Here is a 20,118-nt window from a genome sequence, read left to right on the forward strand (position 1 = left end):
TATCGTAAACCCTTGCACAAAGGGGCTCCAGGAAAAACGAATTACTCACTTGCTACGCCATTCAGCTTAGCCACAGATTCCCAACGGGCAGAAGCCCGCAAGAACGATTTGGCCGATTCTGAGCAGTCGACACATTCACTTTCCAACGACGCAGCCATTGGCCAAGCGTCGTATGACACGTTCCCATATTTTTCGACCAATGATGGTGTAGCCATGATGACTAGATCTCGACCCACGAGCGCATCGCCTCGAGCTGACGCTATGACGAGTTTCCTGTTCACACCTTCCAAGCCATTTTCCAACAGGCTCGAATACAGGAGCAGGCGAAGCGCGGAATTATCCAGCGCGGCCATTTCAAGCTTGTCGTTACAAGATTCTGATGCGGATCCAAGCTAGGGTAGAAACAAGAGCAGCAATAGTGTCAGATTCGCAAGTATGATGCGCTTCATGGAATTTAATTTCACGAGATTGCTCCGAATATCGAACTGTCGAAGAGGTGCATCGAACAAGGTCCAACGCCATTTTAGGCGGCCGCTGCGCGGCAGAATATCAGGAAACCTCAGAGCAACTCCCAGCAGTACGCTTGAACACATAAATAAACGCCTGATGGGGAAAGCGCGCACACTCAGTGCCAGTCAGCGAAGCAATGCGGACACTGCATGGCCTCAGCGGTGCGAAGTGGTTGCCCGCAATGCGGACATGGCGCACCGGCAATCTTCACACCTGGACGACCGGAATGCACTACCCAGATTTTCGCCCAGCGCTCGGGACACGAGGCAACTCTCTGCAGCTCAGCCATCGCAAGCAAACTCTCGCCGTTTCGGATTAATTCCAGGATCCTCTGTTCGTCTGCATCGGACAGCTCCGCAAATTGCGGAACAAGGGTGTTGCACAGCGGGCAACGGAGCCCGCGATCCGGAAAGCCGGCGCCGGCAGTCTGGAGCTCATCACGAGTGTATGGTGCAGAGGATTCCATATTAAGGTCTCCAACCCCTGACCGAAGTGGCTGCATCAATCGCGAAGCGATTGATCTCCTTGCTTGAGCGAACTGTCAGGCGCACTTGACCACGCCTGCTAGCCGGCTTCCGGCGGACAAGAAAGTGCCTTGCTGAAGTAGCCCGACGAGTCAAAACAGCAGACTCGCTTCTTCCCCTTCTCCAGCATGTCGATCGCAGTAGTTGCGCGTTCCTTCCTCGTTGCTTCTTGCTTGGCCGACTCCATCCAATGCACCCAATCGATCTTTGCCAACGTGCTCGCACTCACCCAGGTGGCTTGTGCGCTTACACTCTTGCTAAAGAGCGCCTTGAAGCTCTCGGGGAGTATCGGTTCTGGTTGCCGATCCAGCGGAATGAGCGAAAAATCTGACCGCTTTCTGGCCGACATCTGCTCTCGTTTCGCAACGTCGGGCGGGATCACGAACCAGTGTCCCAGCTTTCCGTCCGGCTCCATCTGAGCATCGAAGCTGCTCTCGCCAATGGCCAGGCGTGCGGTGATTCTTCCACGCCTCAAGTGCGACTTGCTGAGTTCAGGCGGAACTCTGGCAAAGAGAAACGCCTCTCCCTCAGCGACCAGAACATCGCTTGAGAAATGGGCTACCTGTTGTTTGGCAGGCATGCGATCTAGCCCCGTTGGTGCGCCTGACGGCATGTGAAACCGCGCAGGCGACAAGGCCAGCGCAAGCGTAGAGTCAGTTCCGGCATCGGCTTGAACATATAGTCAGCTATCAACCTCGACGATCTTGCATTTTATCATATACTCCGATCTCCACGCCTTGATCAAGCCCTCTAACTTTCCGGAAGAAGCAGCTGATTTTGGGAATCTCATTCGAACCGAGTACTCGCTTTAGGCGTCCTCATTCACCTCGAAAAAGCGTAGCGCCGTCAGAAACCGGCTTGAACGCCTAGCTAGAAGGCGCCAGCTCGGTCACCCCATGCAGCACTCCCTGGCACCAGCTCATTCTCGGCTCAAACTCCGCGACACAGACAAGATACCGGACTCCGCAGCCCGCACAGGTTTCGATACGCACCCTTGGCCAGCCATTCCGCAAGGAAAGACCCTGGATACCGAAGTGCTGCGCGACCTCCTCCGCATGCTCATTTCCAAGGACTGTTTCGGGATCGCAGTCTTGTCCAATGTACTTGTTGAAATCGATGGAAACGGACCGCCCGCACCCGGCGCAGCAAAAAGACTGAAAGCGACCTTGGCGCGTGACGCTGTCATACACAGGGGCGCGCGACGGGTCTGGTTCTACAATGACGCGAGCAAACATCCTGCGCCTCCTAATGCCGCATCGAGCAGCCGATGGCCGATTTCATTTCAGGAAACATCGAAGCTCGCCCCATCGGTCCGCTCCAATGGGTAGTTAAGCCTCGCTCTTGACGTAGCTCTTTGAATGCACAACACCTGCAAGAACACCCACTAGCGCTCCGACTACATGCCCTGGCTTTGGATAGCCCGCATAGATTAAATCAAGAATGACTGCAGGAACTATCGAAAAGCAAAGGACGACCACAACCGATTTTGACGCAATAATTTTCCGATGTGATAGGACGAGACCAAATGCGGCTATACCTATTACTGCTTGTGATGCCCCCGTACCGAGATTCCACGGCGGTTCAGAAAAAAGAGTGCTGGCAAGAGTGCCCGCGGCACCAGAAGCAAACCAGAGCAACAAGAACTTCACATTGCTTACGTGCCGCGCCAAGCATAGCCCCAGAAGTACAATGCACGACACGTTATACAACATATGGAGTTGTTTTGCATGTATTAGCTGGGACGCAAAGAGGCGCCAGATTTCAAGGTTGTTCAAGTGCGAAAATGTGACGCCGCCATATGACTCTAGCTGGACTATCTTCACATTACCCAAGACATTGCCAGTCAGTGTAAAAGCAACGTACATCGAATAGGCAAGCGTGAGCCCACCGATCAATATAGCGGAGAACGGAACCGTAGTGATCCTCATGGATTTCTGAAGCTCACTCATCTCTCCCTTCATCAGGAATTGTGTGCGGCTCTTGGAGGCCTAACGCCATGTTAGGCCGCGCCGGCCGCCAAGCCAGAGCAAGCGAAGAGTCAGTTCCGGCGTCGGCTTGAACATATAGTCAAGATCAGTCCGAGAAAATACGATTCTTTGATTCCGGATGAAAGAGGCCTTTACCTTCGAGGTCTTTAAAGGCCGCGTTAGACTCTGGGTTTGTGCAGCGAAACCTCCGACCGCTCTCGATGTGTCCGGTCCGCCATGCCTCCGCGCCTCTCCAAACAGAGACAAATGCAGCCTGACCCGCTTTCTCATCAGAGCAACCTGTTTCCGAACAGTTCCCAAATTCTTCGCGGTAGTAGACCTCGTAAATCCACCTTCCGTTCCTGAACCACAGGAAATAATCTTGTGTCGAGCCGTCCCGTGTACCCTGGCTTTCAAAGTGAACTAGATCTAGCGCCCTGCCTCCAGATGGAGGATACCTAAATTCAACCTGGCCAATCGCACCAAAGCGATATTGAATTTGCTTAATTCTGTGGTTATCCGACCCGGAATGAGTTCCGCAAACTGACGCCACTTTGTTTCCGCCTTCAACAAGGCAATTGAAGTATAAAGACTCTCGCTGCGTGCAGTGCGACAGAGCGGAATTGGAGGTCACGCTTTGCGAAGAGCCTGTTGCACTCACAAACACGGACATCACGAACAGAAATTGAATAGGGCGCACAACCTTCCCCTGATGTCTAACGCCGAAATAAGCGGCGCCCGCCGCTAATGGTGGTTTGTGCGAAGAGCGACATCGGGCGTCCGCTTGATTTCATAGTTAAGCCTCGGAGCCTAGTCCCACCAAACTCTAAGGTAATGCTGCCGATCGTCGAGCGTGAACTCAGACGCACCCAACTCAGACTGAAACACAATTTGCAGCCGCTCAAGCAGAGCCGCATGGGCTTCCTCAGGAATTCGATTACCCACAATATACCTCCTCTGCCCCTCAATCTGATTCGTGGTGTAGGGAAGAAGCACATACACGACCGGACTACCTTCTCGCCCAAACTCCCATGCTGTAACTCGCCCCTTGAACTCCTCGATAGCGGCGGCAACCCTGTCGCCTGAAAAAGCGTTATAGGACTTCACCAGCCTTAGCAGCACCTGCGTTTCCGGAGTCGTCAACTGATCTGTACGGAACTGCGTCGACCAGAACTCGGCGTCGCGCCTGATGATGTCACCATAGCCCAAGCTCACAAACTGCTCAGCGGCGTGAAGCTTAGCTTGACCTTCCATACGAATTCCCTTCCACCCGTAGACGTCAGTTGTGAGGCAATAACAGGCGTTTATGCGCCAGTTCCGAGGTGCGATGGGCTAACGCGTCAGGCCCAATCTTGCGAACATTTTGTTTAGAAATCAATCATTTCTGCGAACGAACATCACCAAAGAGCCGCTTCGAAGGAGGCAACTTTGCGGTGATAGGCAACAGCACGTCACGGACCGGGTCTCTAGTCTTCCCGGCCCCACGCCTCCAGGCCCCACGATTGCGCGCCGGGGCCGGTTTCCATCAACACCAAGGGCGGCGACAGGGGGCGAGGCTATCCAACTAAGCGGGCTGCCGTTCGCGCTCCGCTTGAGCGAGGAGTTAGGCGTCAGTGCGCGCGACGCCATGCTGTGGCCAAGCTCCAAACCGGACCAAAGAAGAACCAAAGCACAACGCAGCCGAACGCGTGCTTGTGCCAGGCAAGCAGCGGCTGACTGCTTGCGCCTGGACTGATGAACTGTACGAGTGCTTCGATCAGGGCCACTGTGATGATGCAGGCTACGATGCACCGCCCCCAAAGGTTGAGGTCATAACGGACCGCCGGCCAGCCGTGAGACGGAGCTTTCGACGGCGTTGGGCCAGCAGCGAACCGATGCGAGAAATGGGCGTCCGCCCATTTCACCGCCATTGAACCAAATGCAACCGTGAAGCCGACGTAGGCGGCGGCCAGACCGTGCGCGAATGTGGCTGTTGCTCCACGGCGCAAATCCATAGCGGTGAAGAGCAGAAGGAGCACGTCTACGAGCGGCAAGCAAAGCAGCATTGCGCGGCTCAGCGGTTCCTTGCGAAGCAGGTAGCGAAGTGCAAGCGCCAGCAGCAAGATGACCCAGAAGCCGACCTCGCATGCAACGATCAGGGCGTAGAGCAGGTATGGCTCGTGTGGCATGCCAATGCGGGTGGTATCTGACGCCTAACGCCGCATTGAGCGGCCGACGAACGACATCTTCTCAGGAAACATCGAAGCCTGTCCCATAGGTCCACTCAAATGCGTAGTTAGGCGCCGGCGTCTAGATAGCGCACGCGCGCGACCCTTCCGCTGCAACTTGTACTTGTCGTCTTTCGGGCGTCTGCCTCGATTCTCGCCGTCATGTGGCGGACACCGAGAGCACTGTCCCTTGTCTTGTTCGAGCTTCAGACGGCGAAGCTTGCGGTCGACGCCGCTATTCGACTCAGCGGACTTCATGATCTGTCCAAGGCTCTTTGCTCATCGTACATTTCAGGAAGAGAACCGCAAGAATCCGGCGCCTAACGCCATGTCAAGCCGCGCCGGCCATGCGGCCAGATCAAGAGGAGAGTCAGTTCCGGCGTAGGCTTGAACATATAGCTAAGCGTCCCTCTCAGGACGACGAACTTCGGACTCATGATGATAAGACTTGCACGACATGCAGTACCAAGCGGGCTGTGCTGGGGAGAAAAGCATGTTTCCCAATGCATAGGCAATTGCTCCGACACATATACCTGACGCTAGCCCAAGGAAGAAGCCTACGGCACAACCCGCGACGACGGACGCACCCAAAACATGCCCCTCGTATTCCCAGACCGGAGCACCGCAGTTATCGGTGCTCTCCAGCCAGAAACCACAGTTCGGGCAATTCGGTGCGTGACCCTCGGCGGCAGGATGACCATGATACTTCAACGGATTAAGCTCCCAAGTCTGTGTCGTACCGCTGCGAAGATTGAACGGAATTGCAAACGGAAACCCAACGCCGCGTCAAGCGGCCGCTGGCCGATTGAAAATCAGAAACATCAAAGCCTCTTCAAGCGGCCCTCTTGAACGCATGGTTAGAGAAACATTCCGCTGACCAAACCTACTGAAGAACACCGAGAGTGTAACACTGGCCTAAGCCCGACAAACCGTAACCTACCGAAAACTCATAGGTCATATCTTGACTCAAAAGTACGTCGCATCTCAGGCATGTCATGGTCGAGCAGAAAGCGCTTGAAGTCTCGATAGATTCCGGCAAGCGCCAGGACGTTTGGGCCCACAACATCCATCCCGCGATCATCATAAGGAAAGGCTAACAGGCGCTCTGAAAGGTTGAAAAGGTAGACCGAACAGTACGGTCGAGGCTGAATGGCTCCGAAGTCACTCGACAGTGCACACCAGAGCAGACGAGGGAGCAACTCCACTGGAGCCGAAAATGCGGCAAAAATCGAGGTGGACTCTGAGTCTTCCTCTTCAACCAGCCAGAGCTCCCGCTCTCGAGGTATCCGTACTTCGGCGTCTTGCAGCGCCTTGAGCGTACGCCTCAATGAGAACGGGCTCTCTCGCGAACAGTACTGGCGCAAGCAGACTACCAGGCTCTCACTACCGGAAAAGATCCGCTGACACACCTCGTATGCCTTACGGTGGGCTGTCAGGAACCGGTCGATCGAGCTGCCTGATTCTGCGAGTTCAATTCGGAGCCCACCAGGAATGTTGTAAAACAGAGGACGCAGAAATGCCTTCCCCTCAAATTCGGCTTCGATGTCGCTGCGAAAAGTCATTCTGCTTGCCTAACGCCATGTTAAGCCGCGCCGGCCACAAGGCCAGAGCAGGCGAAGAGTCAGTTCCCGCGTCGGCTTGAACATATAGTTGAGCGTCATGCGGGCGGCACTTGGCCGTTTAATGCGCGGCACAGCAGTACGTGTCCTTTGCTTTTTGCCTCATTGGTGATCTCTGACGCGAGCAATTCCGCTTCCTCTCTCGAGCGACACGGCACTATCAAACCGCCGGTGTTATGAATCTCGAGCGTCTTCGCGAAGGCCTCTCGCTCCGTCATTCCTACTATCCGAAAAAGAACCTCAACAACAAATGCGAATGGCGTCGAGTCATCATTAAAAATCTCGTTGCAATAATTCGTCCTGCCTGGAACAGCAAATCCATGCTGCAGCAACGAACTTTCGCGACGAAAGACTGGTGACAACCAAATTCCTAGCTTAGTGGCCACCGGAGGCGGTCCGCTGAAATAAAGGACTGGGTGTCATTGCGGCACTGCTGATATGTTACCCGCTCCAAGTACATGAAGCTTGGGAAGAGCACGATACAAGAACGCATGAGATAGCGCGAAGGGATCGATAAACGCGAGCTTCTTTCGATCAGTTGAAGCCTTCACATAGGGCACTACCAGTGCGCCGCCGTCAATGACGGAAATTTTCGCAGGCAGCTCCTCGAAGCCGACTTGCAGCTGCTGCGCGTGAATGATTCGGTTTAGCGCGTCCCTGATGTCGTACACCTGTTCACCGTCCAATGTTGGCGCCCAGTTCCAACGTGGCTGCGCGAGCCGGAATTTCTCGCTTGGGGGGAGGACTTCGAGCGCTCGACGAGCGTTGAGTGCAAACGTACTTATGGCTTCTACGAACGCGGTTGTGGTGACCTCGAGAATGAGTGGATGGCTCTTTGGATACTGCGCGCTCGCGAGAGCCCAGAGCCTCACCGCTTCGTCGGCCGCGCGGTGAATCGAATGCTCAGTCACAGGTTCGATCATGACGCCCAACGCTGAGCTAAGCGGCTACGTCGCCGCAATTTTCGGATCATAGCGAGGAACTCCCCGGTAGCCGGCTTGAGCGCCTGGTTAGGCATCATTTAGGTCACTTCCGCTTCCGATCTAGCTTTATTCGAAAGAACCCGGAAGTGACCTCAAGCTCTACTTTGTCATAACCTGCCATTAAGTCTCTCATTGGCTTTGATATTTGTGGCATGATTATCTTTCGTTTCGATGACTCCCTCTGACCTACCCAATTTTGTAGCAATGCAACTACGTATTCCACAAGGTCCTTGAGCACATTTTGGGACTGTAAACCGAAGATACTTGCCAGATGCACCAAGTTAAGGATGACATCTATACTCTTCGTGGAACTTATTTCCTCTATCGGAAGAAAGCCGCGGCCAAACCTGTTGTGGCTCCACTCAACTACCTCAACTAACTGGGTTCTGCACGTTCCCACCTCATCTCTAAAGCGAGGGAGCGACCGTGTTGACACAAATGCTGAAATCTGATCAATTGGCGACCATCGATATTCTGCGCGGGCCCTAATCATTCTCTCGACAAGTTCAGGGGATTCGACCAGAGACGGCCAACTGCCAAAACCAGCAGCGCCGTATAGTACGGCTGCCTCATATTTTTCGGAAAGGAACGAATTGAAGGATCTTTCTAGCTCCCAACCAAGTGGCAGCGGATCTCCTCCCCGATGCGAATTAGGGAACTCCGTGTGCGCCATGCCAGCCCAAACTAAAACACCTCCAAGCAACTCAATGAATGCCGCTAGTTCGGTGACACTTGGGATGCCGCCGGCCAAGTGAACCGACAGCCTGACTTCTTCTGAATCGGACATTGTCGACTCCACGTCAACGGAAAGTTCGGGGTGATGCCTAACGCCGCATCAAGCCGTTGCGGCACGATAAACTACTTTGAGCGAAGAACCTGTTCCGCAATCGGTTTAAATGCATAGTTAGACCTCCCCACCATATTGAGAGCGAAACCACGTACACCCTGCGATTACTAGCCACTCAAAGCGACTCTTAGACCTTCAACCTTAGCCCTCCAGGCGTCAAGATCTTCCGTGTCTTCCCAGAGCTCCAGGAGTTCGGAATCTGACCCAAGGATACGTTCAATAGCTCTGACCGATTCCGAGATGAGTTCTTCATCTACGGCAGGTCGGATGCGCGATACCCAATTCACAAGCTTCTCTCGACGTATCCCCTCGGGCTTAGGTCGCCCCAGTGCGCACAGTACAACCTCAATAGCTGCCAGTGCATCAGTTGCTTCCGGGGGGTCTAAATATCCTTCCGACGCAGCTACACGCCCAATTGCTTCCCTAACAAGACCCAAATCTGCGGTCTCAACCAAGTCCAAAAGCCAATCCATTGCGCAATCATTCCCGAAAGAACCGATAGCCCAGCAACCCATCATCCACCTCGCGTGCAATTTGTATGAACCATCGAAACACGGTTGCCGCAGTCCTCAATGGGAGGTCTAACGCCATGTTAAGTCGCCGCGGCGGCAAGGCTGGGCCAAGCGAAGTGACAGTTCCGCGGTCGGCTTGAAAATGTGGTTTGGGCCTCTGCTCATGCACCCTCAAGCAGCGAAATTGCTGCCAGACGAACGCCCTCGGCTACCAGGGTAAGCGCAAGGTCGGTATCGGGCCAGGTAGTGACTGCCTTTCCGTCAGTGGGAAGGGCTTTGAGTCTGCCGAGAGGAGACTTTGACCAAAGACAGCTTCGAAGGATTACAGGAATAACCTTGGAATCACCAGAGGACTCCCTCTCCAGAGCCCTTTCAAGCTCAATATCATAGCAGTACTTCGAGTTGATGAAATCGATGCTAACAAGAGTTAGCACGATATCAGCCTCGACTAGCTTTTTCGCAATCTCTTTGTCCCAGTCATCGCCAGCAAGAATCTGATGATCGACCCAGACTTCGACAAGGTTCTCGTTTTCGAGTGGCCTCAAGTGCTTTACAAGGCGATCTTTCAGGTCCTTGTCGATATGACTGTAGGACACGAAGACCTTCAATCGATCACTTTTCTTACCTCCGGCGAGCGCGACTAGTCCACCACGGCCTCGCTTTACAACGATTTTCTCTTCTTGGCGAAGCGAAGCGTGGATTCCCTTGTACTTTGCCTTATCCCACTTCAGCTCGGTACGGAGGCTATCATTGGTCACGAAGCCTCCATCCGTACCCGCGAGCTTGGCGAGACGTTTGATGAATAAGTCACGATCGCTAGTTCGAGCCACGCGAAACCCCCGTGTGAACTTTAACCACAAGCAGACATCAGTTGTGCAGTACGAAACATGTGTGATAGGTCACTCCTGAGCCGCGAAGAGCTACCTTGTCGGGCGTAATCTGGCGACGATCCCTTCTGCGCCTGAATAGCATCAAAGAGCCGCATCAGGGGAGGCCGCTTTGACGTGATAGGCAACAGCACATCACGAAACGGGTGACTTGGCTGTCCGACCCCGCGCTTTCCCATGAGGGCAATCTCCATGGCAAACCGCGCAGGCCTAGTCGCCGGATCAGACGAAGGGGCGGTTCCGGCGTGGGCGTGATCAGGTCTCAGGCGGCCACACGGCACACCGGCATCGTGGTGGTGGTGGCCCGCTTCGCTCGCCACCGTTGCTGTCGGATCGATGGCTGTGCGGTCAGCACGCACGCATGGATGTTTTCGATGCAGCGATGTATCGCCGGGGATGGATCGGTGAACTCTGGGGGCTGCGCGCGTGCACCGCTGCGGTTCACGCGTGCCCGCTTGCAGCTCATCGGTGTATGTATTTCGGTCAACGGGGAATCGCTGGACATACATGCGTGAGCTCGGACACATCCATTCTTGTTGCTTCCGAGCTGATCGATGCACCTTCGAGGTGCATGCGTGGATCTTTTTGATTGATCGATGCATCGAAAAGATGGATCGATGTACGTGAGCGACGCTAGCGGCGGGCGCGGACATCAGCGGGCGTGGCCCGCGCGCTGATGCGTGCGCCTGCTGCTTGATGATCATCACCCTGCCCCCGTTGAGACGCCGCTGCCGGTGTGTCGGACTGGCGCTTCTTGAGTACAAGTGCTGCTGAGGCGCTGGATGTCTCAGGGCTGAGGGCTAGCGTTACACATTGGTTCAATGTCTGTGGGCCGACTGTTGGGTGGGCGCTGCCAGAGCGTTGGCGGGTCGCGAGTTTCCCCGTCCTGCGTGGGCGGAGGATTGAATCGTGTCTGTCAGGCCTGTGCTCTGATCAGCTGCTCACGCCCGCATAAGGCCTCTGATTGCCCGGCGATCGGGTCCCGGGCGATTGTCATCGCCGGCCAGAATCGGGAAACTCCGGATCGGCAGCCGATACGCCTGGCAAAGCGCCTTCGTGCGCTGCAATCCAATCTTTTTTGATATCCGAGTGCCTAGAATGAAGACATCCTTCCTCGCGCTGTTGGTTTACGTCGGTCTTGGGGCTACGACAGCGTCAGCTCAGACGGTGTACAACTTCAGTACGGCTGGCGCCGCCGGCACCACTGGCCCCGATCAGACCATGATCGATGCGGCGTACGCCGGCACCAATCTTGATGGTCAGGTGACCAGCGTCGGCGGCATTCAGAACTGGACCGTGCCGGTTACCGCCCCCTACCGGATCGAAGCCTTCGGTGGCCAGGGCTACGGCACCTTCGGTGGTCGAGGTGCGCATATCTCCGGCGAGTTCAATCTGACAGCCGGCACCACGCTCAAGATTCTGGTCGGCCAGATGGGCGCGCCCTATCTCGCGTTCCCGGGCACGACCTACAACCATCAGTTTGGTGGTGCCGGTGGTTCCTTCGTCACGCTGACGGACAACACGCCTTTGGTTGTCGCAGGCGGCGGCGGCGGCAGTCACGCGGTCAGCTTCCTTCCAGGGGCTGATGGCCAGATCACCGAAAGCGGCGCCGCTGGCTCAGCGGCTGCGACGATTGGCGCCGGCGGCACGGCCGGTTCCGGTGGCTCGCAGGCATCCAGTGCAGATGGCGGTGGCGGGCTGCTCGGCAATGGCACCGGAACGGCTGCCGGCATGGCCTTTGTCAATGGCGGGCTCGGCGGCGGTCAGTACGGCTTTGGCGGCTTCGGTGGCGGCGGCGGAACCAGTTCCTGGAACAACTATCGCGGCGGTGGTGGCGGCGGTTACAGCGGCGGTGGCGCCGGCAACAACATTACCATGTGCTGCCCCGCAGGAGGCGGTGGCGGATCGTTCAACGCTGGCACCAATGCGGTCAATCTGGGCGGTGTTCAGCTGGGCGACGGTGCTGTTCGCATTACTCGCCTGGTCACTCCGGCTGCGTTCACCAAGGCATTTTCCCCAAGCGTCATCGCTGAAGGCGGCGTCAGCACGCTGACGTTCACCATCGATGGCACGGCTTCCATCCTGCCGGCCACCGCCCTGGCCTTCAGTGACAATCTGCCAGCGGGCATGGTGATAGCGAGCCCCGCCAATGGCACCAATACCTGCGGCGGTACGCTCACGGCAAGCTCTGGTGCCAACGTGGTCAGCCTGACCGGCGGCTCCATCGCAGCCGGCGCGGTTTGCACGATCACCGCCGACGTGACGGCAGCGACAGCGGGCAGCTATGTGAATGTGTCCGGCAGCCTTACGTCTGACCTGGGCGACAGCGGCACTGCGACTGATACGCTGAACGTTACGGTTCCGCCACAGTTCGGCAAGAGCTTTGCGTCCGCCACCGCGTCCGCCGGCTCCCCGGTGACGCTGGCCTTCGCCATCGACAACAGTGCCAATCCTGTGGATGCCACCGCTCTGGCCTTCACGGACAATTTGCCAGCGGGCATGGTGGTGGCCACACCGGCCAATATTGCCAATACCTGCGGCGGCACCGTGACTGCGAATGCCGGTAGCGGCGCGATCAGTCTCTCGGGTGGCACGGCCACTGCTGGCAACAGCTGCAGCGTCAGCGCCGATGTCACCGCGACGGGCCCTGGCAGCTATGTCAACGTGTCCGGTGACCTGACCTCGGACCTGGGCAATAGCGGCACCGCCAGCGATTCGCTCAATGCCACTGTCGCTCCGACGTTCAGCAAGTCCTTCTCCCCCGCAGCGATGGCTGCCGGTGGCGTTTCCACCTTGAGCTTTGTGATCAGCAACACCAGCAACCCCGTTGCCGCGACCACACTGGATTTCACTGACAATCTTCCCGCCGGCATGCTGGTAGCCACGCCCGCCAACAGCAGCAACGGTTGCAGTGGCACGCTGACAGCAGCGGCCGGCTCGGGTGTCGTCAGCCTGTCCGGCGGCTCGGTGGCTGCGGGCGCCAGTTGCACGGTCAGCGTCGACGTCACGGCGGCCAACACCGGCGTCTATCTCAATACATCCGGTAGTCTGACCTCGGATCTGGGTGACAGTGGTCCGGCGAGTGCCAGCCTGACCGTGGCAAGCGCACCGGGGTTCAGCATGAGCTTTGTGCCGGCAACGGCCACCGCCGGAGATCCGGTGACCATCAGTTTCATCGTGGACAATGCGGCCAACGCGTTGGCGGCCAGCGCCTTGGCCTTCACCAACAACCTGCCCGCCGGGCTGGTGCTGGCCACCCCTGCTGGTGGCAGCAACTCCTGCGGCGGCACGCTGACCGCCAATGCAGGCGCCAGCTCCATCAGCCTGTCCGGCGGCACGGTTGCCGCTGGCGCAAGCTGCACGGTGAGCGCCAGCGTTACGGCGGCCAATCCGGGTAGCTACAACAATGTCAGCGGCAATCTGACTTCCAGTCTGGGCGATAGCGGCACCGCGAGCAGCACGCTCACCGTGACGGCGCCGCCCTTGTTCAGCAAGTCCTTCTCCCCAGTGACCGTAGCCGCGGGCACTGCTGTCACCCTGAGCTTCGTGATCGACAACGCCGCCAACCCGGTGGCCGCCAGCGCCCTGGCCTTCACCGACAACCTGCCCGCCGGGCTGGTGGTGGCCACCCCTGCTGGTGGCAGCAACTCCTGCGGCGGCACGCTGACCGCCAATGCGGGCGGCAGCTCCATCAGCCTGTCCGGGGGCACGGTTGCCGCTGGGGCAAGCTGTACCGTGAGCGCCAACGTCACGGCGGCCAATCCGGGTAGCTACACCAATATCAGCGGCAATCTGACCTCCAGCCTGGGCGATAGCGGCACCGCGAGCAGCACACTGAACGTGACCACGGCGCCCTTGTTCAGCAAGAGTTTTGCGCTGCCAGCGGTCACCGCCGGTGACGTTGTGGCGCTGACTTTTGTCATCGACAACAGTGCCAATCCGGTATCGGCAGATTCGTTGGCCTTCACTGACAACCTGCCTGCGGGAATGCTGGTGTCCAGCCCGGCCAACAGTGTGAATGGGTGCGGCGGCACCTTGAATGCCAGCCCCGGCAGCTCAGTGATTTCGCTGACCAATGGCAGCGTGGCGAGCATGTCCATCTGTACCGTGTCGGTTGACGTGGTCATTGCCCAGTCCTTGCCGACGAGCAATCTGGTGAACAACGCGGGCACCTTGGGATCCACCCTGGGCGCCAGTGCGGCCGCAGCCGTCGCCAACCTGGGTGTCAACTCTGCGGTCGCCGTGCCGGGTCTGTCGACACGCGGACTGATGCTGCTGATCCTGTTGCTGGCGGTCGCGGGCCTGGTGAGCATTCGCCGATCGTCGATCGGCTGAACGCACTCCTCGCCGAAGGGTCCTGGCGCCGGTTGTGGTCAAGCCAGCACTCTTCGACCGGGGCTGGCAATCGGCGTCAAGGGTCGCAAAGGCCTGCCGATAGGGTCAGCGGAGGTTGAGGTCCGAAGCACGCTGTCGCGATCGGCAAGGCCGCAGCGCGTGTTCCGTTTGGGTTGTGCGTACGAATCCGGACCCTTGGTGCTGGGTGAGCATGGCTCAAGCCACTGGGGGAATGCCGGAACCGGCGTGCGCGGCGGCTGCCATCCAGTCGAAAAATGCCGCCGGAAGATAAAACGGAGGAAAAAAGGAGACGGAGTTCCGGCGCCGCGGGGCTGCCGTGGGCAGGCTGTGGCGCATCGGCCATCGGTCCGGGATGCCTTTGGGTCATCGGAGTCCCGGTCGCCGCTGGAGGTGCGCTGGTTCGCGCATCAAACCGTGGAGGTAGGTCACGTTGACCCGAAGGGTCTACGTGACAGCTGCGCCAGTCACGTAGGCCGCTACGCGACCAACGTAACCTACATTCAAATCAGAGACTTGCGACCTGCTTGGTGAGAATCCTCATGCGAATGTCATGCTCTGCGGTGCTGCTACTGTGGGTTTTGGGAACGGCGCCTCTGCTGGCCGCCAGCTATCAGTACCAGGCGCTGATCGATCTGGATGGCGACGGCAGCAGCGGATGCCTGGTGGAATCGGGCGAGGTCGGTGTAGCGGGTAGCGAGTTGCGCGCCCTGGCCCGCTCGGATCGGGTGTCGGTGGTGGAAGTGGCCATCCAGAGCTGCCGGGATGGCAGCTGGCATGATGAATTCCGGTCGACCGAGCCCGTGGCGATAGGCCACGGTCAGGGCGATGCCGGAAGCGATCGGATCGCCTGGTCGCTGCCGCTGAATCAATTTTCGGCATGGCCTCGCCTGTCCATGCGCTTGATGGCTGAGCGACTTGATCTGGCCGCCTCGGATGCGGTGGGCGATGGAACACAGGCGGCGATAGTGGCGCTGGATCTGGGCCAGGCGGCACGTCCGATTCCCTTGCTGGGTGGTTTGGGCTTGTTGCTGACAGCTTTGATGCTGGGCTGGCTCGGTCGTCGGCATTTGCACAGAGCGGGTGCGGCGGTGCCGCTGGGCATCGGATGGCTGGCGCTGCTGGCGCTGACGCTGGCGCCACCGATGGCGCCGGTCCACGCCGATTCGGCGCGCTCGGTCGTCGCCTGGGATGCGGGCAATGACAGTGCCGATGCCGGCAGCGACATCCTGCGCGCCGAGGTCGCCGTGGTCGGGGGGAATCTTGCCTTCCAGTTCGACGTCAACAACATCGAGGACAATGGCCTGCCCGATCACGCCAAGGTGTTGTTCATCGGCAACAGCCTGACCTATTCCCATGACATGCCGATGATGCTGGAAGCCATCGTCGCGCAGACCGGCAAGGTACTGGTGGCCGACGCCATCACCGCGCCGAACGCCGCGCTGGAGGATCATTTTCGCCAGCGCACGGCCCACACGGCGCTGGCCAATGGCGGCTATCGCTGGGTGATCATGCAGCAGGGGCCGTCGTCTCTGCCCGAGAGCCAGGCGCATCTGCGCACCTGGGCCAGTCGATTTGATCCACTGATTCGCGCGGGCGGCGCGCGGCCGGCGCTGTACATGGTGTGGCCCGATGCCTCACGCAGCGCATTCTTCGATGATGTGCGCGACAGCTACTCGGAAGCCGCGCTGGCGATCAACGGCATGTTCATCCCGGCGGGCGAAGCCTGGCGCGAGGCCTGGCGCGCCGTCCCTACCCTGCCGCTGTACGATTCGGATCAGTTTCATCCCTCGGTACTGGGCAGCTATGCCGCCGCGTTGAGCATCTACGCCGAGCTCTATCAACAATCGCCGAGCGGCCTGCCGGCCCAACTCCGGCTGCGCAACGGCGCGCTGCTCCACTTCGATCCCGACCAGCTGCGCAGCGTTCAAGCCGCCGTGTGGCGTACGCATCTGTCCTTGGGTCGGCGCGGCGGCTGACGGGCGCGCGAGGGCCCAGATCTCGAAACACCCGGAAGAGCCAGCGCAAGCAGGCACCTGCGCAGCAGGCCCGCCAAGCCCCGCTCTCTGCATTCGTTTGCGACGATCACGCATGAATACGTATGCAACCGACTGTTACAGTGGGCGTTCAGGTTCTAGGCTGCGCATCACCGTCGTTGCACTCACTGACGCCGCCTTGAGAGGGGACGAACCTGCGGGTTCGCTCAAGCGGCTGCCTGCGTGTGCCTGAAACGAGGGTGCCCGAGCGATCGTCGATCGCCGGTTCCTGTGCCTTCAGACTGGGGAGAGTTTGATGAACAGCTACGCCTTCACGCTTGCGCAACACCGTGCTTCGCGTCTTTCGACCTGGGTGGCCGCCGCCCTGATGCTGCCCGCCGGGCTCGGACTGCTCGGCAGTGCCGATGCCCAGAGCATCCGTCCTGGCTACAACCGCGATGTGATCTACCAGGTCTTCGTCGACCGCTTTTTCGACGGGACCACGACCAACAACCCGAGTGGCGATCCGCTGTTCGATGCCAGCGGCAGCAATCTGCAGAAATACCTCGGCGGCGATTTCCAGGGATTGACCGCCAAGATGAGCTATCTGCAGAACATGGGTGTCAGCGCCATCTGGGTGACCTCGCCGCTGGACAACCGCAATCTGCAGGCGCTGGCGGGCTCGGTGGCGCCCTATCACGGCTACGAGATGCGCGACACGCTCAAGCCCGATGAGCACTTCACCACCAGCAGCCGCTCCTGGCAGCCCTTCACCGATTTCGTGACCGCCGCCCACAATGCCGGCATCAAGGTGATCGTCGACTTCGCACCCAACCATTCCAATGTGCGCGGCTCTGGTGATGACGGCGCGCTCTATGCCAACGGTGTGCTGCAGGCCACCTACAGCAGCAATCCCGGCGGCTTCTTCCAGACCGGCCCGAACATGGGCGGCGCGCAATGGGATTCGCCCTACGAGACCCAGTACTACACCATCTACGATCTGTCCGATCTCAATCAGACCAATCCGACAGTCGATGCCCTGCTCAAGGGCGCGGTGACCAATCTGCAGAATCTAGGCGTGGACGGCTTTCGACTTGACGCCACCAAGCACGTCAACTGGGGCTGGCAATACAGCCTGGCCAATCACATCTACAGCAACAAGCAGAGCTTTGTCTTCGGCGAATGGGTGGCCGACGACAGCAACAACCCGCTGTACAAGGATCTGCTCAAGTTCTCGAACAAGAGCGGCGTGGCCGAGCTGAATTTTCCGCTGTTCACCACGATCAACAGCGTATTCGGCCAGGGTGGCTCCTTCACCGCACTGAACTCGGTGCTGGTGCAGCAGCAGGCTGACTTTGCCTACCAGAACGATCTGGTCAATTTCGTCGACAACCACGATCGCAAGCGCTTCTTGACGGTGGACACCAGCAGCAGCGATCGCGCCCACCTGCACGGCGCGCTGGCCTTCGTGCTGACCGCTCGCGGCATTCCCTGCATCTATTACGGCACCGAGCAGTACCTCGAAGGTGGCGACGATCCGGACAACCGCCGCAAGATGCCGGGCTTCAGCGAAACCACGACCGCCTTCAAGCTGATCAAGAGCCTGTCGACGCTGCGCAAGAACAATGAGGCGCTGGCCTACGGCTCCATCGGCGAGCGCTGGATCAACAGCAATACCTTCATCTTCGAGCGCAAGTTCTACGGCAGCGTGGTGGTGGTGGCCATCAACAAGGGCAGCTCGGCGCAGAACATCAGCGGCCTGGTCACCTCGCTACCCACCGGCACCTACACCGACTATCTGAGCGGATTGGTCAGCGGCGTTTCACTGACAGCCACCGGCGCCGTCAGCGGCGGGTACAGCACGGCAAACTTCTCCTTGCCGGCCAACAGTGTCTCGGTGTGGCAGCGCGATCCGGCCACCAGCAGCGCTCAGCTCGGCAATGTCACGCCGACTGCCGCCCAGCCCGGCGTCAAAGTGGTGATTTCGGGGCAAGGTTTCGGCAGCGCCAGCGGTTCGGTGAAATTCGGAACTACGGCAGCCTCCATCGTCAGCTGGAGCGACCAGCAAGTGGTGGCGACCGTGCCCAGCGTAGGCCAGGGCGTCAGCGCCATCACCGTGACCCGCTCGGGCAGCACCACGCCGTCGAACAGCTTCAATTTCACGGTCTATCAAGCCAAGCTGATCCCGGTGACCTTCACCGTCAACAATGCCTCACCGACGAACCCCGGTGACAACATCTACCTGACCGGCAATACCGTGGAGTTGGGCAACTGGTCGACCACCACCACGGGTGCCGTGGGCGCCATGTTGACCACGCCAACCACCTACCCCAACTGGTGGCTCACGGTCAGCGTGCCAGCCGGCAAGACCCTGCAGTTCAAGGCCATCAAGATCACCGCCGGCGGCGCCGTGACCTGGGAGAACGGCGGCAATCACAGCTACACGGTACCCGCCTCGGGCGTGGGCAACGTCAACTTCAACTGGCAGTACTGAAGAAGCCGGGGGCGCGGATCCTGTGGGAGCGGGCTCTGCCCGCGATCTTTTCGGGGCACCAACGAAGATCGCGGGCGGAGCCCGCTCCCACAGACAGCTGGCAATTTGCGCCCTCAATACCGCAGCACCCGCTTCGGTTTCCACGGCAGCAGCCCGCGCCAGTACTGGATCATCACAAAGCCGGTGGCCAGTCCGCCGAGGTGGGCAAAATGGGCGACACCGCCGCCGCGGGTGAAGACGCCGAGATAGACCTCGATGCCGGCGAACAGCATCACCGCAAACTTGGCCTTCATCGGAATCGGCGGGAACAGCGGCATGATGATGCGGTTGGGGAACATCATGCCGAAACCCAGCAGGATGCCGTAGACACCGCCGGAGATGCCCACGGTGGGATAGGGCTCACCACTGAAGCTGGCGACGATCAGCTGGGCCACGCCGGCGCCGACGATGGATACCAGCACGAAGCGCAGGTACGGCCCCGGCCCCCAGAAGCGCTCCAGATCACTGCCGAACATCCACAGCGCCAGACAGTTGAACAGCAGATGTTGCACGCTGCCATGCAGGAATCCATAGCTCAGCAGCTGCCAGATCTGGAATTGCGGCCAGCCGCCGAGTTGAGGCGGCAGGCCACTGCCGCCATTGCCCAGCGGCCACAAGGCGAAATGGATGGTGAGCCAGGCCTGCGGGTCCATGGACTGCAGCAGAAAGATCAGGCCGCAAACAATCAGCAGACCACGGGTCATCGGAGGGACTTGCATGCGGAATCCTGTGCCGGCCAGCTCGAAGTGATGGAACTCGTTTGAAGACCTGATCTGGGGTCAATCCGGAAAAAGACCACCCCAGAGCGCCTCGTCCAGTGTTTGCGGCTGGCGAGGAGCCGACTTCACCCTGCCCTGCGCCGACACCGTGCAAGCTTCGGCCTCAAGCAGGCACCGCTGGCGCTCGAAATCGACCGAGCCCGGCGCGAAGGCAATGCTGCCACTGGCGCGGAGCACGCGGTGCCAGGGCAGATCATGGCCATCGGGCAACTGCGACAGCACGCGGGCCACCAGTCGCGCACGCCCTGGCAAACCGGCCCGCAACGCAACAGCGCCGTAGCTCAACACCGAACCGCGTGGTATCGCTGCCACCACGCCAAGAATCCGATCGCGCGCCTGCTCACCACTGACTTGCCCGCGACCGGCGCGATCGGATGGAAGGCTGCTAACATCGTCCACATCGATCATCCGGAATCGTTCC

Annotated in this window: 15 protein-coding genes; 3 read left to right on the forward strand and 12 right to left on the reverse strand. The window is 59.0% G+C overall.

The window, feature by feature from the left end:
- Nucleotides 1–1,074: 1,074 nt before the first annotated feature.
- The 10 genes from H7A19_17050 to H7A19_17095 all read right to left on the reverse strand — a co-directional run bounded on the left by H7A19_17050 (nucleotide 1,075) and on the right by H7A19_17095 (nucleotide 9,927).
- On the reverse strand, nucleotides 1,075–1,614 hold the full coding sequence (locus H7A19_17050; GenBank protein MCP5476540.1) for a YdeI/OmpD-associated family protein: 540 nt from the start codon (nucleotides 1,612–1,614) through the stop codon (nucleotides 1,075–1,077).
- 748 nt (nucleotides 1,615–2,362) lie between these two features.
- On the reverse strand, nucleotides 2,363–2,983 hold the full coding sequence (locus H7A19_17055; GenBank protein ID MCP5476541.1) for a rhomboid family intramembrane serine protease: 621 nt from the start codon (nucleotides 2,981–2,983) through the stop codon (nucleotides 2,363–2,365).
- An 828-nt stretch (nucleotides 2,984–3,811) separates the two neighbouring features.
- A complete protein-coding gene (locus H7A19_17060) occupies nucleotides 3,812–4,255 on the reverse strand; it encodes a hypothetical protein (protein ID MCP5476542.1) in 444 nt (147 codons plus the stop codon).
- Between the two features lie 356 nt (nucleotides 4,256–4,611).
- Entirely contained in the window at nucleotides 4,612–5,169 is a 558-nt protein-coding gene (locus tag H7A19_17065; protein ID MCP5476543.1) for a hypothetical protein, read from the reverse strand.
- Between the two features lie 986 nt (nucleotides 5,170–6,155).
- Nucleotides 6,156–6,770 (reverse strand): DUF3885 domain-containing protein, encoded by a 615-nt coding sequence (locus tag H7A19_17070; GenBank protein MCP5476544.1) that lies wholly within the window; start codon nucleotides 6,768–6,770, stop codon nucleotides 6,156–6,158.
- Between the two features lie 95 nt (nucleotides 6,771–6,865).
- On the reverse strand, nucleotides 6,866–7,213 hold the full coding sequence (locus H7A19_17075) for an ATP-dependent Clp protease adaptor ClpS (GenBank protein ID MCP5476545.1): 348 nt from the start codon (nucleotides 7,211–7,213) through the stop codon (nucleotides 6,866–6,868).
- A gap of 33 nt (nucleotides 7,214–7,246) precedes the next feature.
- Nucleotides 7,247–7,750 (reverse strand): hypothetical protein, encoded by a 504-nt coding sequence (locus H7A19_17080; protein ID MCP5476546.1) that lies wholly within the window; start codon nucleotides 7,748–7,750, stop codon nucleotides 7,247–7,249.
- A gap of 103 nt (nucleotides 7,751–7,853) precedes the next feature.
- Nucleotides 7,854–8,597, reverse strand: a complete 744-nt coding sequence (locus H7A19_17085) for a hypothetical protein (protein ID MCP5476547.1) — start codon at nucleotides 8,595–8,597, stop codon at nucleotides 7,854–7,856.
- 167 nt (nucleotides 8,598–8,764) lie between these two features.
- Nucleotides 8,765–9,130 (reverse strand): DUF4259 domain-containing protein, encoded by a 366-nt coding sequence (locus tag H7A19_17090; protein ID MCP5476548.1) that lies wholly within the window; start codon nucleotides 9,128–9,130, stop codon nucleotides 8,765–8,767.
- Between the two features lie 200 nt (nucleotides 9,131–9,330).
- Complete coding sequence (locus H7A19_17095; protein ID MCP5476549.1) at nucleotides 9,331–9,927, reverse strand: toll/interleukin-1 receptor domain-containing protein; 597 nt, start codon at nucleotides 9,925–9,927, stop codon at nucleotides 9,331–9,333.
- A 1,227-nt stretch (nucleotides 9,928–11,154) separates the two neighbouring features.
- Between H7A19_17095 and H7A19_17100 the strand changes: the two genes are divergently transcribed.
- The 3 genes from H7A19_17100 to H7A19_17110 all read left to right on the forward strand — a co-directional run bounded on the left by H7A19_17100 (nucleotide 11,155) and on the right by H7A19_17110 (nucleotide 18,879).
- Nucleotides 11,155–14,391: a hypothetical protein gene (locus H7A19_17100; GenBank protein MCP5476550.1), complete on the forward strand. Its 3,237-nt coding sequence runs from the start codon at nucleotides 11,155–11,157 to the stop codon at nucleotides 14,389–14,391.
- 560 nt (nucleotides 14,392–14,951) lie between these two features.
- Entirely contained in the window at nucleotides 14,952–16,388 is a 1,437-nt protein-coding gene (locus H7A19_17105) for a hypothetical protein (GenBank protein ID MCP5476551.1), read from the forward strand.
- Nucleotides 16,389–16,701: 313 nt separating this feature from the next.
- On the forward strand, nucleotides 16,702–18,879 hold the full coding sequence (locus H7A19_17110) for an IPT/TIG domain-containing protein (GenBank protein MCP5476552.1): 2,178 nt from the start codon (nucleotides 16,702–16,704) through the stop codon (nucleotides 18,877–18,879).
- A gap of 113 nt (nucleotides 18,880–18,992) precedes the next feature.
- On the opposite strand, the gene H7A19_17115 is transcribed toward H7A19_17110, so the two are convergent.
- The gene (locus H7A19_17115) at nucleotides 18,993–19,637 is read right to left on the reverse strand and encodes a rhomboid family intramembrane serine protease (GenBank protein MCP5476553.1); all 645 of its coding nucleotides are present in this window, start codon (nucleotides 19,635–19,637) and stop codon (nucleotides 18,993–18,995) included.
- Nucleotides 19,638–19,697: 60 nt separating this feature from the next.
- Nucleotides 19,698–20,105: an MGMT family protein gene (locus tag H7A19_17120; protein MCP5476554.1), complete on the reverse strand. Its 408-nt coding sequence runs from the start codon at nucleotides 20,103–20,105 to the stop codon at nucleotides 19,698–19,700.
- Nucleotides 20,106–20,118: the final 13 nt, after the last annotated feature.

This window comes from Rhodanobacteraceae bacterium, from assembly GCA_024234055.1.
Lineage (GTDB): Bacteria > Pseudomonadota > Gammaproteobacteria > Xanthomonadales > SZUA-5 > JADKFD01.

Coding starts and splice junctions, on each gene's coding strand:
- H7A19_17050 (MCP5476540.1), bottom strand. CDS start 1,614: ATGCCTGCCAAACAACAGGTAGCCCATTTCTCAAGCGATGTTCTGGTC.
- H7A19_17055 (MCP5476541.1), bottom strand. CDS start 2,983: ATGAGTGAGCTTCAGAAATCCATGAGGATCACTACGGTTCCGTTCTCC.
- H7A19_17060 (MCP5476542.1), bottom strand. CDS start 4,255: ATGGAAGGTCAAGCTAAGCTTCACGCCGCTGAGCAGTTTGTGAGCTTG.
- H7A19_17065 (MCP5476543.1), bottom strand. CDS start 5,169: ATGCCACACGAGCCATACCTGCTCTACGCCCTGATCGTTGCATGCGAG.
- H7A19_17070 (MCP5476544.1), bottom strand. CDS start 6,770: ATGACTTTTCGCAGCGACATCGAAGCCGAATTTGAGGGGAAGGCATTT.
- H7A19_17080 (MCP5476546.1), bottom strand. CDS start 7,750: ATGATCGAACCTGTGACTGAGCATTCGATTCACCGCGCGGCCGACGAA.
- H7A19_17085 (MCP5476547.1), bottom strand. CDS start 8,597: ATGTCCGATTCAGAAGAAGTCAGGCTGTCGGTTCACTTGGCCGGCGGC.
- H7A19_17090 (MCP5476548.1), bottom strand. CDS start 9,130: ATGGATTGGCTTTTGGACTTGGTTGAGACCGCAGATTTGGGTCTTGTT.
- H7A19_17100 (MCP5476550.1), top strand. CDS start 11,155: ATGAAGACATCCTTCCTCGCGCTGTTGGTTTACGTCGGTCTTGGGGCT.
- H7A19_17105 (MCP5476551.1), top strand. CDS start 14,952: ATGCGAATGTCATGCTCTGCGGTGCTGCTACTGTGGGTTTTGGGAACG.
- H7A19_17110 (MCP5476552.1), top strand. CDS start 16,702: ATGAACAGCTACGCCTTCACGCTTGCGCAACACCGTGCTTCGCGTCTT.
- H7A19_17115 (MCP5476553.1), bottom strand. CDS start 19,637: ATGCAAGTCCCTCCGATGACCCGTGGTCTGCTGATTGTTTGCGGCCTG.
- H7A19_17120 (MCP5476554.1), bottom strand. CDS start 20,105: ATGATCGATGTGGACGATGTTAGCAGCCTTCCATCCGATCGCGCCGGT.